At 36.3% G+C, this 14,251-nt stretch carries 11 protein-coding genes; 4 read left to right on the forward strand and 7 right to left on the reverse strand.

What is annotated here, in order from left to right:
- Nucleotides 1-30: 30 nt before the first annotated feature.
- The 4 genes from RCH13_RS07290 to RCH13_RS07305 all read right to left on the reverse strand — a co-directional run bounded on the left by RCH13_RS07290 (nt 31) and on the right by RCH13_RS07305 (nt 3,789).
- Nucleotides 31-474 (reverse strand): energy transducer TonB, encoded by a 444-nt coding sequence (locus RCH13_RS07290; RefSeq protein ID WP_326986579.1) that lies wholly within the window; start codon nt 472-474, stop codon nt 31-33.
- 17 nt (nt 475-491) lie between these two features.
- On the reverse strand, nt 492-2,330 hold the full coding sequence (locus RCH13_RS07295) for an ABC transporter ATP-binding protein (protein WP_326986580.1): 1,839 nt from the start codon (nt 2,328-2,330) through the stop codon (nt 492-494).
- A gap of 47 nt (nt 2,331-2,377) precedes the next feature.
- Nucleotides 2,378-3,301 (reverse strand): M28 family peptidase, encoded by a 924-nt coding sequence (locus tag RCH13_RS07300; RefSeq protein ID WP_326986581.1) that lies wholly within the window; start codon nt 3,299-3,301, stop codon nt 2,378-2,380.
- Nucleotides 3,302-3,399: 98 nt separating this feature from the next.
- Complete coding sequence (locus tag RCH13_RS07305) at nt 3,400-3,789, reverse strand: DUF4293 family protein (protein ID WP_326986582.1); 390 nt, start codon at nt 3,787-3,789, stop codon at nt 3,400-3,402.
- A gap of 156 nt (nt 3,790-3,945) precedes the next feature.
- Here RCH13_RS07305 and rho point away from each other — a divergent pair, with 156 nt between their 5' ends.
- Both rho and RCH13_RS07315 read left to right on the forward strand, forming a co-directional pair.
- Nucleotides 3,946-5,868: a transcription termination factor Rho gene (rho, locus tag RCH13_RS07310; protein ID WP_326986583.1), complete on the forward strand. Its 1,923-nt coding sequence runs from the start codon at nt 3,946-3,948 to the stop codon at nt 5,866-5,868.
- Nucleotides 5,869-6,086: 218 nt separating this feature from the next.
- On the forward strand, nt 6,087-6,683 hold the full coding sequence (locus tag RCH13_RS07315; RefSeq protein ID WP_326986688.1) for a superoxide dismutase: 597 nt from the start codon (nt 6,087-6,089) through the stop codon (nt 6,681-6,683).
- Nucleotides 6,684-6,735: 52 nt separating this feature from the next.
- Here the strand turns inward: RCH13_RS07315 and RCH13_RS07320 are convergent, their stop codons facing one another.
- Together RCH13_RS07320 and RCH13_RS07325 are read right to left on the reverse strand one after the other, a co-directional pair.
- Nucleotides 6,736-7,152: a DUF6146 family protein gene (locus RCH13_RS07320; protein ID WP_326986584.1), complete on the reverse strand. Its 417-nt coding sequence runs from the start codon at nt 7,150-7,152 to the stop codon at nt 6,736-6,738.
- A 78-nt stretch (nt 7,153-7,230) separates the two neighbouring features.
- Nucleotides 7,231-8,430, reverse strand: a complete 1,200-nt coding sequence (locus RCH13_RS07325; RefSeq protein WP_326986585.1) for an endonuclease/exonuclease/phosphatase family protein — start codon at nt 8,428-8,430, stop codon at nt 7,231-7,233.
- Between the two features lie 234 nt (nt 8,431-8,664).
- Here RCH13_RS07325 and RCH13_RS07330 point away from each other — a divergent pair, with 234 nt between their 5' ends.
- Together RCH13_RS07330 and RCH13_RS07335 are read left to right on the forward strand one after the other, a co-directional pair.
- Nucleotides 8,665-11,406 carry a carboxypeptidase-like regulatory domain-containing protein gene (locus RCH13_RS07330; protein WP_326986586.1) on the forward strand — a complete coding sequence of 914 codons (2,742 nt, stop codon included), beginning with the start codon at nt 8,665-8,667 and terminating at the stop codon, nt 11,404-11,406.
- Nucleotides 11,407-11,424: 18 nt separating this feature from the next.
- Nucleotides 11,425-13,482: a DUF5689 domain-containing protein gene (locus RCH13_RS07335; RefSeq protein ID WP_326986587.1), complete on the forward strand. Its 2,058-nt coding sequence runs from the start codon at nt 11,425-11,427 to the stop codon at nt 13,480-13,482.
- 262 nt (nt 13,483-13,744) lie between these two features.
- Here the strand turns inward: RCH13_RS07335 and RCH13_RS07340 are convergent, their stop codons facing one another.
- Nucleotides 13,745-14,215 (reverse strand): DUF6702 family protein, encoded by a 471-nt coding sequence (locus RCH13_RS07340; RefSeq protein WP_326986588.1) that lies wholly within the window; start codon nt 14,213-14,215, stop codon nt 13,745-13,747.
- Between the last annotated feature and the right edge of the window lie 36 nt (nt 14,216-14,251).

A 14,251-nucleotide genomic window follows, 5' to 3' on the forward strand; every position in this document is an offset into this window, starting at 1 on the left:
GGAAAGTTGACCTCTTACAAGTCAATCGTTTTAATTAAATACAATTGATAACGGTAACGTAAAAAGATAACGTACAGGTTCACCATTCACTTTCGCGGGTTCCCAAATATCTTTTATTTTCCGAATACCTTTCTCGACGGCTTCAGAATATTTAATATGTCCAACTCCGATAACATTGGTCATTTTACCATCTTTTTCAATCGTAAAGTAAATCATAGTCGATAATCTCCGGTTACCTTGAGAATTAAAATTAAATAGATTAATTTTTTGAGTAACTTTTGTTCTAAAAGCATTTATTCCGCCGGGAAATTCGGGAAGTGTATCAATAAGTAGCGGGATATCGGACAAATCGATTTTCGTTTTTAGATAGGAATAATTTGATATTTTAGTAACATCAAAAATTTTAGGCTGATTTTCTTGAGCAAAAGCTAACGCTGTACACAAGACAAATACTATTAATATAATTTTCTTCATAAATTTTTAATCTTCAATTACCCGAAATTCTGTAATTCAACCAATCTTCGGTACATTCCTTTTTTATCAAATAATTCCTGGTGAGTCCCCTGTTCCACAATAATCCCCCTTTCCATCACGACAATCCAATCGGCTTTTTGAATGGTTGAAAGTCGATGTGCAATAACCAATGAAGTTCGGTTTTCCATCATTTTTTCTAAAGCATCCTGCACAAATCTTTCACTTTCCGTATCAAGTGCTGAAGTGGCTTCGTCCAAAATCATGATCGGCGGATTTTTTAGAACGGCTCTTGCGATGGAAACTCTTTGTTTTTGTCCACCCGACAATTTATTTCCGTCATCCCCGATATTGGTGTAATATTTTTCTGGCAGTTGATCAATAAATTGATGTGCATTGGCGATTTTTGCGGCTTCCATTACCTCGTTCTCAGTCGCTTCGGGTTTCCCCATTAAAATGTTATTGAAAACAGAATCATTAAATAATACGGATTCCTGTGTTACCATTCCTAGGAGATTTCGGTAATCAGTGACTTTTAAATTCTTAATGTTTTCTCGATCAACTAAAATTTCTCCTTCGGAAACATCATAAAAACGCGTTAGTAAGTTGGCTATCGTTGTTTTGCCAGAGCCAGATTGTCCCACTAAAGCCACGGTTTTTCCCTTTGGAATAATAAGGTTAAAACTTTTCAAAATCACATTGTCTTTGTCATAGAAAAATCCAATATTTTTGAACTCTATCTGGTTTTTTAAAGTGGAAATCGGAACTGGATTTGCAATTTCATCAATCTTCAAATCATAATCTAAAACTTCGGAAACCCGATCTAAACTCGCCATTCCGCCCTGAATATTAGAAATAGCGTTGGATAATTTTTTTGCTGGATCCAAAATCTGGAAAAACATGGCAATAAACACCAAGAACGTCTCTGGCTCCATGGTTTGTTCAGTTAATATCTGAACGCCTGCAAACCAAGTGATGATTAAAATGGTTACAGACCCTAAAAACTCACTCATTGGTGACGCCAATTCCCGTCTTCTACTCATCCCGATGGCATATTTTTGCCAATTGTCTGTGGTGGTATTGAATCTGTTTTTAAGAATTTTGTCCGCGTTAAAAATCTTGATGACTTTAGAGGATTTCAAGGTTTCATCAACTAAGGAAAATAGATTGCCCAATTCTTCTTGTGCCGCAGTGGCTTGCCTTTTTAAGCTTTTTCCTACCCAAGAAATTAACCAGCCCATCACAGGAAAAACGAGCAATGAAAATAAAGTTAATTGTGGCGAAAGAATAAACAGCGTGATTAATGAAGTGATAATCATAAAAGGAGAGTTGATGATATCTACTAAACTTCCCATAATTCCCCCTTCTACACCGCCAATGTCATTAGAAATACGAGACATCATATCCCCTTTTCTTTTTTCTGTAAAGAAAGAAACCGGCAATTTCAAAAATTTATCATACATCGCAGTTCTTAAATCTTTCGTGATTCCTACTCTGTAATTCACCAAAAGATAGGCGCCTAAATAGCGAAATAAATTCCGCAGTAAAAAAGCAAAAGCTGTGATGGAACATAGAATCGCCAAGACTCTCACGGCGCCGTGCTGATCAATTTCTGTCTGAATGCTGTAATATGCCCAGTCTTTCGCATAACCAAAAAAATCGACCAGTCTTCCGGAGTTTACCGGTGGATTGGTGGTGTCTACTTTTTCTACCGTTCCAAACATCAATCCTAAAATCGGCAGCATTGTGGCTACGGAAAATATATTAAGTAGAGAGTACATGATATTGCAAAACATACTCGCAAAAAGATATTTCTGATGAGGTTTTGCGAAGAATAGAATTCTTTGGAATGGTTTCATGTAAGGGAATTAGGGCGCAAAAATACGGAAATTAGATTTGTGGTTTTTTACTTCAGATTTACTTGATCCGTATATTTCGGACTGAAATTTTCGGGAGTTAGTTTCTCAATGGTTTTCCCAAAATTATTGATGATTTGCGTAAGATTTTTAAAATTTACCACCGTGATATCATCGTTTGGCTGGTGGTAATGTTCAGCTGTAGTCATGTCTACGGTGGAAATGGAGTGCGCGATGATGTTTTTCTTTACAAAACTTACATTATCTGAGCGGTAAAATAGTCCTTGGCCTAAATACGGATCAGCATTTATTTTCAAATTATTTACAGCCTTCGCGTTAAATATTTCATCTACATCCGAAAACTCATCACCTGTCATATACACAGCGTTGGGTCCAAATTGAGAAACAGTTGCCATCATTTCAAAATTAAAAAGCGCTGTGATTTTTTGGTATTTGGATTGTAGATTTTGTAAATCTGCGATGGCTTTTGAACCTTTCATGCCTTTTTCTTCTCCATTAAAGGCAATATACAGCAGTGAAAATTCTGAATTTTTTGCTTTAAAGTATTCTCCTAAACCCACTACAGTTGTCACGCCACTTGCATTATCATCCGCGCCGTTGTAAATGTGATCACCTTTGATTTTAGTAGAAGTGATATGATCAAAATGGGCGGTGAATGCTAATGTTTTTTCAGACTTTCCTTTTTGTATGCCACAAACGTTGTACGCCACTTTTCCTTTGTATTGAAAGGGAACCAAGTAAGATTCTCCCACACAGAAATCCAGATTGTTTTCTTTGAATTGTTTGGCAATATAGACAGCGGCAGAATCATTTTCGGGCGTTCCAATTTCTCTACCATTCATTTCATCCGAGGCAAGTGTTGATAAAACCTGGGTAACTTTTGAGAGAGAAATATCTTGACTAAAAATAGAAAGAGAACAGAAAATGGTTAATACCAAAGGGATTTTTTTCATGAATTTTTTTATTAAAGATAAATATTAAATTAGAAGTACATAAAAAAAACAGCTCCAAATTAATGGAACTGTCTCACTCAAAAAAAATCGTTGTACGTTTAGCGGAGTCTGTCTACAGATTTTACGAGCCGCTCATCTTTCGCGATGTAAACATTAGCAATAATCAATGAGACTATAGATAATAAAGGAAAGAGGGGCTCAATACCTTTCTCAGGAAAATTAATTCCTCCAGATAAAGTGAGTAACCAATACGCCAATAAACCGAGCAACAAAGCGTTTATAAAGATGCTGATTTTATTCAGCAGCGATTGTCTTTTGCGGTCTTTGAAACTTAAAATACTTATGAACCCTAAAAAAACGAGAATTACGCAAACTATAGATATAAAAGGAACCGGTCCGAAAAGCGAATAATCTTGTCCAGTGATGAACAAAAATATAGTGCCGATGATCGACAAAAATATCCAAACAGTCTGTATTCTTTGCAACATTTTAATAGAGTTGTAGGGCAAAAATAGGCATAATTTTTTGCATTATTCGAAAATTAGTGTAGATTTGCAGTACAAACGATCTAATATAAGAAAAGTCGCCTGACTTAACTTTCTTACTTACAGTTACTTATAAATCACTTTTTCACATAACAATTTATGTTCAATATTGAAACATTAAGGTCTAAATCGGATTCCGAGTTGGCCAAAATCACGAAGGATTTAGGCGTTAAACTTGCTAAAACGAGCACAGATAACGACAAAATTTTTGCAATTCTAGATTTCCAGGCATCAAACAGTAAAGTCGCGAAAGACTATTACAACACCACGGAAACTCCAGTAACTCCTCCATTAACTCCTGCACCTGCAGTAAAGAAGCCTGCAGCAAAAAAAGCAGCGCCAAGAAAAAAAGTAGAGAAAGCGGTAGAAGTTGCGCCGGAAAATAATGCGGAAACTGATAATGCAGCGGCAATGGTAGAGGAGGCGAATTCTGAAACATTAGTAAAAGAAGATAGTTCACCTAAAGAAGAACAATCTAAAACTTCTGCTGCAGACCAACAAAAGAAACGAAGACAGCGGACCAATGAGCAAGATAATACAGTTGCTTCAGATGCTCAACAAGCATCGAGCTCCGAGATGGAGACTGAAACTGCTACAACTGAGCAGGCTCCAAAGCCTCTAAAGCAAAGTCAAAATACAGCGGAAAGACAAAATACGCCGGAAAGGCAAATTGGGAATCCGAACCCAAATCAAAATCTGAGATCAAACGGAAACCAAAATACTGGTGGAAACCAAAACCAAAACCAAAATAGTAATCCCAATCAGAACGCTAATCCGAACCAGAATAACAACCCGAATCAGCAAAGACCTCAGCATAAAAATCCTAACCAAAATAGAAATCCTAACCAGAACAAGAATAATCAGAATGCTGATCCGCAAGATGAGCCTGCAAAAAAAGAGTTCAACTTTGATGGTTTAGTAACGATTGAAGGGGTGTTAGAAATCTTGCCGGATAACTATGGATTTTTAAGATCCTCAGATTTTTCTTACATCTCTTCCCCAGATGACGTTTATGTTTCTACCAATCAGATTCGGAATTATGCTTTAAAAACGGGAGATACCGTAAGAGGAATTGTGCGTTTGCCGAAAGAAGGAGAGAAATATTTTTCTTTGTTGAAGCCAACAGAAGTGAATGGTAGAGATTTAGAATTTATTAAAGACCGTGTTGCATTTGAGTTTCTGACGCCTTTGTTTCCAGAAGAAAAATTTAATTTGACGGGTGAACATGCTACACTTTCTACGCGAATTGTTGATTTATTTACACCAATTGGTAAAGGACAGCGCGCCATGATTGTAGCACAGCCAAAAACGGGTAAAACCATGTTGTTAAAGGATATTGCGAATTCAATTTCTGCCAATCATCCAGAAGCCTACATGATGATTTTACTGATTGACGAAAGACCAGAAGAGGTTACGGATATGGAAAGAAGTGTAAATGCAGAAGTAATTGCATCTACCTTTGATGAACCTGCGGATAAACACGTGAAAGTGGCAAATTTGGTTTTATCCAAAGCGCAAAGAATGGTAGAATGTGGCCATGATGTGGTTATTTTATTAGACTCTATTACGCGTTTGGCAAGAGCTTACAATACGGTAACGCCAGCTTCCGGTAAGATTTTATCAGGGGGTGTGGATGCCAATGCATTGCATAAACCGAAAAGATTTTTTGGGGCGGCTAGAAATATTGAAGGCGGTGGATCTTTGACGATTATTGCAACCGCATTGATTGATACAGGATCTAAAATGGACGAAGTTATTTTCGAGGAATTTAAAGGAACTGGAAATATGGAACTTCAATTAGATCGAAAAATTGCAAACAAAAGAATTTATCCAGCCATTGATTTGGTATCATCAAGTACCAGAAGAGATGATTTGTTAATGGATGATATAACACAACAGAGAATGTGGATTTTACGTAAATATTTAGCAGATATGAATCCGGTAGAAGCCATGGAATGGGTGAATAAAAACATCAAAGGAACTCGGAATAATGAAGAGTTTTTAATGTCTATGAATAGATAACTTTCTTAATGAAATTTATGAAAACCGCTTGAAAGAGCGGTTTTTTTTATCGTGAAATTTTAAAATTCAGAATAATTAAACCTGATTTATTCCAGTAATTTAGTAATAAAGCAAGCGATTTTTTCTTCTCATCAATGTTAAAGATTTATTAAAGTAACGCGTGATCTTTGGAATTGGGTCGATTAATGAGTAAATTTGGGTATTAACAAAAAAATATTATTATGTTCACACTACCAGAATTAGGATATGCTTTCGATGCTTTAGAGCCAACTATTGATGCGAAAACAATGGAGATTCACCACGGAAAACATCATCAAGGATATGTTGACAATTTAAATAAAGCAGTTGAAGGAACGGATTTAGAAGGAAAATCAATTGAAGAAATATGCAAAACAGGTACAGACAAAGCTGCAGTGAGAAATAATGGTGGTGGTCACTTTAACCATTCCCTTTTCTGGGAAATTTTAACACCAGGCGGAAGCAAAGAACCTGTTGGAAATGTAAAAGCAGCTTTAGAAAACTATGGCGGCTTTGACAAATTTAAAACGGACTTTACAGAAGCGGCAAAAACAAGATTCGGTTCAGGTTGGGCTTGGTTGTGTAAGAAAAGTGACGGCTCAGTAGCTGTTTGTTCTACGCCAAACCAAGATAACCCATTAATGCCCGTTGCGGATTGCGAAGGAAATCCAGTTTTAGGATTAGATGTTTGGGAACATGCTTATTACCTGAATTATCAAAACAGAAGACCAGATTATGTTACTTCTTTCTTTGATGTAATTAACTGGGATAAAGTAGAAGAAAAATTTAATAAGTAAATTTCTATTCGTTAGAAGTGAAGGTTCAGAATTTCTGAACCTTTTTTTTTGTTTATCGCACATCTGATTGGCTTAATCCCTGAAGTCGTAATCCATATTTCCATTGAACAAAAGCAAAGACTTGGTATAATTTATATTCGAAATCAAACCCATAATTTTCTTGCCGGTCATAATCAATGGAGGATTCTATCACATTTCTATGGCGGCCAGAAATATATAATCCGTTCCACTCTGTTACCAGAAAGGAATTTTTGGATTTTAAATAAGATTCGCTATACATGCTTTTTGGTTTTGCAACCGCATTTACGAAATAATCAAACTGAGAATCTATAACCGTCAATTCCCATTCATCTTCTGCATTTTTTTCCGGTTTAATTTCAGATTTTCCTTGGTTTGTTGCAGTATTATTCTGAGGCACACAGCTAATAATAACAAGAGAAACTATTATCACGGCCAATAACTTTTTCATATCAAAAATTTGATTTAAAATTAGGCAAAAATAAAACCGAAATAAATTATTCCGGTTTTTATTGATCGCAAGTATTATCTATTTTCCTAAGTATTCTTTTTGAATTACGGTAAAGGCAGGGAAGTGGTCACTATAACCACTTGTATAATTGTCTCCGTCCCAAGAGCGGAGCGGATAACCCTTCCACTGTCCTTGGTTGTTAATTAAATAAGAAGGTGCATATACTTCTGTGCGATAAACGCTGTAGGTTTTACTTAATTTTTCCGGGGAATATAAATTCTTAGAAACAATGATCTGATCAAAAAGATTTGGAGCATCTCGATATGCTAATGACGCAACTCCCGCTTTATAAAGCTTGGTCATTAGATTATAATAAGGAGTTTTATCTGATAGTTGCGAAGGTTCCCCTACGGCGCCTAAGTATTTCTTTAAACTTGGACTTACAGGATCATCATTAAAATCTCCCATTGCAAACATTTTTGTGGATGGGTCTTCTGCAAGTATTCTATCCATTTCACTTTTTAAAACGGTAGCTGCTGCGATTCTTCTGGGTAAAGATCTAGCTTCACCTCCACTTCTTGACGGCCAGTGATTCATAAAAAATGCAACTTTTTCTCCATCCAAAACGCCTCTTGCAACCAATACATCTCTGGTGTAAGATCTTTTACCTTCATCTCCAAAAATTTTAATTTCTTTGGTATACGTATCGGTTACTTTAAATCTGGCTTTCTGGTAAATGATGGCAATGTCTATCCCACGCGCATCATAAGAATTATAATGAACAATGCCGTAATTGCTTTTCGCTAGCAAAGGTTCTTTTAATAAATCAACAATAACCTGTCTGTTTTCTATCTCAATAAGACCTACAATTACCGGATTGTCATTGGTATATTGTCTGCCTAACTCTGAGATTACTTTTGCGAGGTTTCCCATTTTTTCTTTGTACTTCGCCGGAGTCCAGTTTTTGGAACTGTTTTCTGTGAAATCATCAGCAAGAATTTGGGGGCGAATCACTTTTTTGCCCATCAGTAAATCATTACTCCATTCGCCTTTATATTCTTCTGTTACTTCTAAATATCGTAAGGAATCCAAAGGTACACTACGGTGAAAAGCTGGATTGTGAACGTCTTTTGTACCATCAATATAATCTGCAGAAGGAACTGTGTCCCATAGATTTTCCACATTCATAAATGCTACGGTAGCGCGTTGTACCCGAGTTTGTTGAGAAAAAATAATCCCGAAAGCAAATAGGGCGAAAAGAATAAAATGTTTTTTCATAGGTTGAATACTAAAATTGAAAGGGTAAAAGTACAATTAATTTCTAAAGCTCATTTAAAGGAATGCTAAAAGGTGACAGATATCTTCTTTGATTAATAAATTGACAGAAAGTTAACAGAGATTATGAACAAATGAATGACATTTCGCATAGGAGTGTTAAAAATCTTTAACTTAACAAAAATTAACCTTAAATTTGGCTTCCCTTAACTGTTAGGGACCTAAAAATAATTAGTTATGATAAAAAAATTATCCTTACTCTCATTGTTTACCTTGCTCCCTGCATCTTTTTACTTTGCGCAAACTACGGTTTATGCTTATGTGAAAGATCAGGCTGGAAATCCAATTGAGAATGCGGAGATTGATCTGGGACAGTCTACCGAGAAAGTAAAAGCAGACAAAATCGGATACTTCCAGTTTGTTGATTTACAACCTGGTCATTATTTAATTACCGTTTCTAAGGAAACATTAGAATCTAAGATAATTGAGTTTGATGTAACAGCAGAAGAAAAAAGGAAAGATTTAGGAGTTGTTAAGCTTACACAACCACTAACCGTTAATGCAGGTGTAATGCTCATTGATGATGCCATGAATGATTCTGATGAAGGTGGTTCTATGCAACCTACCGTAGGATTGCTCAGTGCAGGGAGAGACGTTTTCCAAAATGTTTCCGCTTTTGAATTAGGAGCGTATTGGTTTCGCCCGAGAGGAATAGAAAATCGCTTTGAAGACGTACTTTTCAATGGAGTATCAATGTCTAAAAATGATGATGGAAGAATTGACTTCGGAAACTGGGGTGGTCTTAATGATGTAACCAGATATCCATACGAATCCGCAGATAATATTACGCCTTCAGAATATTCTTTCGGAAATTTAGGGGGAGTAGTTTATTATAACACCAGAGCCTCCAGCTACAGAAAACAGACCTCTTTAGCATATTCATTTACGAACAGAAGTTATCTGCACCGTGCGATGGCTACTTATTCTAGTGGTTTGTCCAAAAACGGCTGGGCATTTACATTTTCTGCCAGTAGAAGATGGGCAGATGAAGGAACGATAGAAGGAACTTACTCTGATGCTTATGGCTACTTTGGTGCTATAGAAAAGCAATTTAGCAGCAGACACGCTATTAACTTAACTGCATTTGGTTCACCAACTTACAGAGCGAGTAATGCGCCTAATACCCAAGAAGTTTATGACATTATGGGCAAAGATTACAACTCTTATTGGGGTTGGCAAGATGGGGAAAAAAGAAATTCCAGAATCCGAAAAGTTTTTGAACCAATGTTCATGATAACGGATTATTTAAAATTAGGAAAAAGCAGCAACTGGAATAATACCATTTCTTACCAAACTGGTAGAGACGGTAGAGGAAGATTAGATTGGTTTCATGCCGCAGATCCAAATCCTACGTATTACAGAAAATTACCGAGCTATGGTTTAAATTCGGTAGAAGAGTTTCGCGCACAGTCTCAGATTGATTGGGAATCTCTTTACCAAGCCAATTACATTAACCGATTTAATATGGATGGTTCCGAACGTGGCGCTATTTATACCGTTGTAGAAGACGTTAATAAAGATCAGACCATCAACTTTGCATCGCATTTTGATACCAAATTGCAGAGTAACTGGAAATTAAACTTAAATTTCAACTACCAAAATCTAAAATCAGATAACTTCAGAGAAGTGAAAGATTTATTAGGAGCTTCCTTTGCGAATAACTTGAATGCTTTTGGTAATGATCAGCCTTATGATTTAGATAATCCAGATACTGCGGTTAGAGAAGGAGATCGTACTCAATATTCTTATGATTTAGCGAAAAATCAGTACAGCTTTAATGCTTCTACGGAAGTAGATTTTGCAAAATGGAATGTTGTAGGTTCTGTATTTACTTCTTATGCTGAATCACAAAGAGATGGTAAATTTAGACATCATGCTTATGCAGACAGCAAAGGTAAAGGTGAATTGTTCACATCTTTGGATGCAGGTTTAAAAGGGAAATTGACTTATAAAATTAATGGAAAAAACTTCATCGTTTACAATGGAGCATTCTTCAGTTTAGCCCCAACTTTAAATGAAATTTTCATCAGTCCAAGGGTTACCAACAGAATCACGCCAGAAGTTGATAATCAAATCATTAATTCCAATGACCTTAGTTATATCTTAAGAGGTCAGGTTTTAAAAATTAGATTAAGCGCTTACTTAACAAACATTAGTAACGCAACAGAAATCTCTAGATATTACGCAGATTTAACAGATTCTACTCCAGGATCTACTCCAACAGGTAGTAATAATGGTGACGCCCTTATTGCCGAAGTTTTAACCGGAGTAGATAAAACGTACAAAGGTTTAGAATTAGGGGTGGAAGTGAAAATTACTCCAGCGCTTAGTGCAACAGCAGTGGCGAGTTACGGTGATTATGAATACACAAACAACCCGAATGTTGCTAGTTTTAGTGATGATTTCGGTTATGAAAAAAGAGGAACAGCTTCTATTAAAAATTATAAAGTAGCTGGAACTCCTCAGAAAGCATATTCTGCAGGATTGCGATACAATTCTCCAAAATATTGGTGGTTAGGAGCTTCTGCAAATTATTTGCAAGATCAATACTTAGATTTCTCAGCACTTAATAAAAGCACTAACTTGTACATAAATCCAATTACAGGAGATAATTATCCAGGTGCAACACCCGAAACCATTGCAAGATTAACCGCGCAGAGAAAATTTGACGATCAGTTTATGCTGAATGCAAATGCGGGTAAATCTTTCCGTTTTGGTGACTATAGATTGGGAGTGAGTTTAAGTGTTAATAACATTTTGAACAATAGAGAGTATGTAACAGGTGGATTTGAACAAGGTAGAGCGGTCAATTTCCCAGAAGCACTTGCTGATGCGAATAGAGAAACGCCTTACTTTTCCCCTAAATTATGGTACGATAGAGGAACTACCTTTTTCGCCAATGTTTATTTAAGGTTTTAATTTTTAACAATACATCCCATGAAAAAATATAATTCATTTTTCAAATTTCTATTAGTCGCGTTTGCCGCGCTTGCTACTACAGGCTGTGTGCACGATGACCAATATGATGATCCTACGCTGGATAATTTCCAGTGTCAGGATTTAGTAGCTACAGTATCCATTGCTGAGGTGAAAGCACTTTATAAAGGTACTACATATGTATTCCCAAGTACTTCTACCGCTGTTATGGAAGGATATGTTTCCTCTACCGATGAGTCTGGAAATATTTATAAGACCATATACATTCAAGATAAAGCAGCCAATCCAACTCAAGGATTTACGATCAGTGTAGATGCAGTAAGTACGTACACCAAATATCCACAAGGATCTAAAATTTATGTAAAACTTGCAGATTTAGCTTTGGGAGTTTATGGAGGTTTGGTACAATTAGGAGTGAAAAACAGCACCGTTACCAGCACCAATGGAGTTGCGAGAATCCCAGAAAAGGACGTTCCGAATAAGTTGTTCAGATCTTGTACCATCCGGGAAAATATTATTCCAAGAGTTATTACACTGGCGGAAATGGTTACTGCAAATGACGCATTGTTAGGAGCTTTAATCCAAGTGAATGATGCAGAATTTGACAGAAAAAATTTATGTGGAGCTTTTGCCCCACGAGGTTTTTCTGTTGACCGTCAAATAAATGACCCTACCGCTTCCCTCACTACCAGAGTTGTGAGAAATAGTGGATATGCTACTTTTGCAAACCAAACCCTACCTGCAGGTAAAGGAAAATTCATTGGGATTTACAGTAAGTTTAACGCATCTTATCAAATGTATATCAATAGGATAGAAGATTTAAAAGACATGGTGAACTTCCCAAGAAAAGATGGAATTACTTCTGATCCTTGTATATTTGATCCAAACAGTGGAACCAATAAAACGGTAGCAGAAGTGAAGCAATTATTCAGCGGTTCTTTAACTCAATTTAAAGGGGATTTTATTCTCAAAGGACAAATCACTGCAAATGATGAAACAGGTAATCTTTACAAATACCTCTATCTAGAAGATGCTACAGGTGGAATTAGAATCAACATCAATAAATTAAATCTTTACCAAGATGCCAGATTTAGAGTCGGCAAAGAATTGATCGTTAAACTAAAAGATCTTTACATTGGTAATGTGAACGGCGAGCTTCAAATTGGTCAGCCATTTAATGGCAATGCTGGACAAATTAATGAGTTAGACATTTACAAATTCTTTGTAGGCAGTACTAATCCAAAAACGGCGGTTATACCAACAGAAAGAACGATTGCACAGCTAACCGCTGCAGATGTAGGACGATATGTGAAAATTAAAGGAGTACAGTTTATTGACACAGATCTTTTTAAAACCTACGCTGTAGGAACTTCTACCACCAATTTAACATTGCAAGATTGTTCCAATGATAAAGTATTTTTAAGAACAAGTGGTTTTGCAGATTTCGCGGGAAAAGAAGTTGATGGCGGAAAAGGCGACGTAAATGCAATTGTAAGCATCTTTAATGGTGTTTATCAATTATGGATTCCTTTCCAAAGAGATGCTGATTTTGATAATCCAAGATGTGATGGAACTATTCCAGCGGTTTATACCAGCATTTTCTCCGATGGATTTGAAACCTTGGCAAAATGGACTACAAAAAGCGTTAAAGGTGCTCAGATCTGGGGAACAACCAATTTTGGTAATCCTAGACCAAGTGCATTTATGGATGGTAACCGATTAGAAAATGAAGACTGGCTTATTTCTCCAAAGATTGCTTTAACGGGAATGGCAGATTCTTTCCTTTCTTTTGAAACCGACGGTAGATTCACAGGTAATCCATTAGAAGTATATATCACAGAAAACTATTCTGGAGATCCTACTACTACAACTTGGGTGAAGTTAAATGCTGCCTTAGACACGGATTTAAACAACTATGCAGGCTTTGTAAGTTCTGGTAGAGTGACCTTGAATGCTTATAACAACAAAGAAGTTGTGATCGCCTTTAAGTATACCTCTGTAGTTGGAAGTTCCACCGCATGGGAACTGGATAATGTTGCCGTGAAAGGATCTAAATAAAAGATTTCTATTATATCATAAAAAAAGGACTGCAGGTATTGCAGTCCTTTTTTTTAGCTAGCGGTAAATCAGTGAATGTTTGTTTAGAAATCTAATGAGCGTAGTATTCCTTCGAGCGCGAGTAGTAAATAACGCTGTCAACCATTAACCTTTCATGTTTAAACCCATATAAGATGCGGCACGCTATGGAATTTTGCAAGAATCTCAGTACAAAAAAGACCGCAAATTCTGCAGTCTTCTTTATTTATCTAAAGTAAATTTTTTAAAAACTTACTTCATTAATTTCTTTTCCTCTCTGAAAATTCATGGTTTTTTGACTTCCTTTGTAAGCAACATTCACCAAATTGAACTGTTTCGGAAAAGTGCTGAGTAAAATTGTATTCTTAATTTTAATAGAGTTAATTTCTGTAACACCATTTGCCTCAAAATAAACCCAAACTGATTCTCCGTTTACTTGGCTACCCGTGAAAGTAAGATTTTTCGCACCGCCGTTGATGTAAAGATCAAAATTGTTATTCACATATTTTTTCACTTCTGCCTCGAAACTTGCTGTATTGGGATTGATTTTAATGGCATCTGAAATGTGAGCCGTATTCATTTTAGTGGTAAACTTTAAAGTTTTGCTCCCCTCCATAAAATCTACTTTCGTCATCGAGGAATAGAAATCTGCCGCTGTGAAGCTCATCACAAACAGCAAGCTTAAAATTCCCGTGAACTGTAAAAACTTTTTCATTGTATTTTTTTGTATTAGATTAGGCTCAAATATGGT

This window comes from Chryseobacterium sp. MP_3.2 (assembly GCF_035984805.1).
Lineage (GTDB): Bacteria > Bacteroidota > Bacteroidia > Flavobacteriales > Weeksellaceae > Kaistella.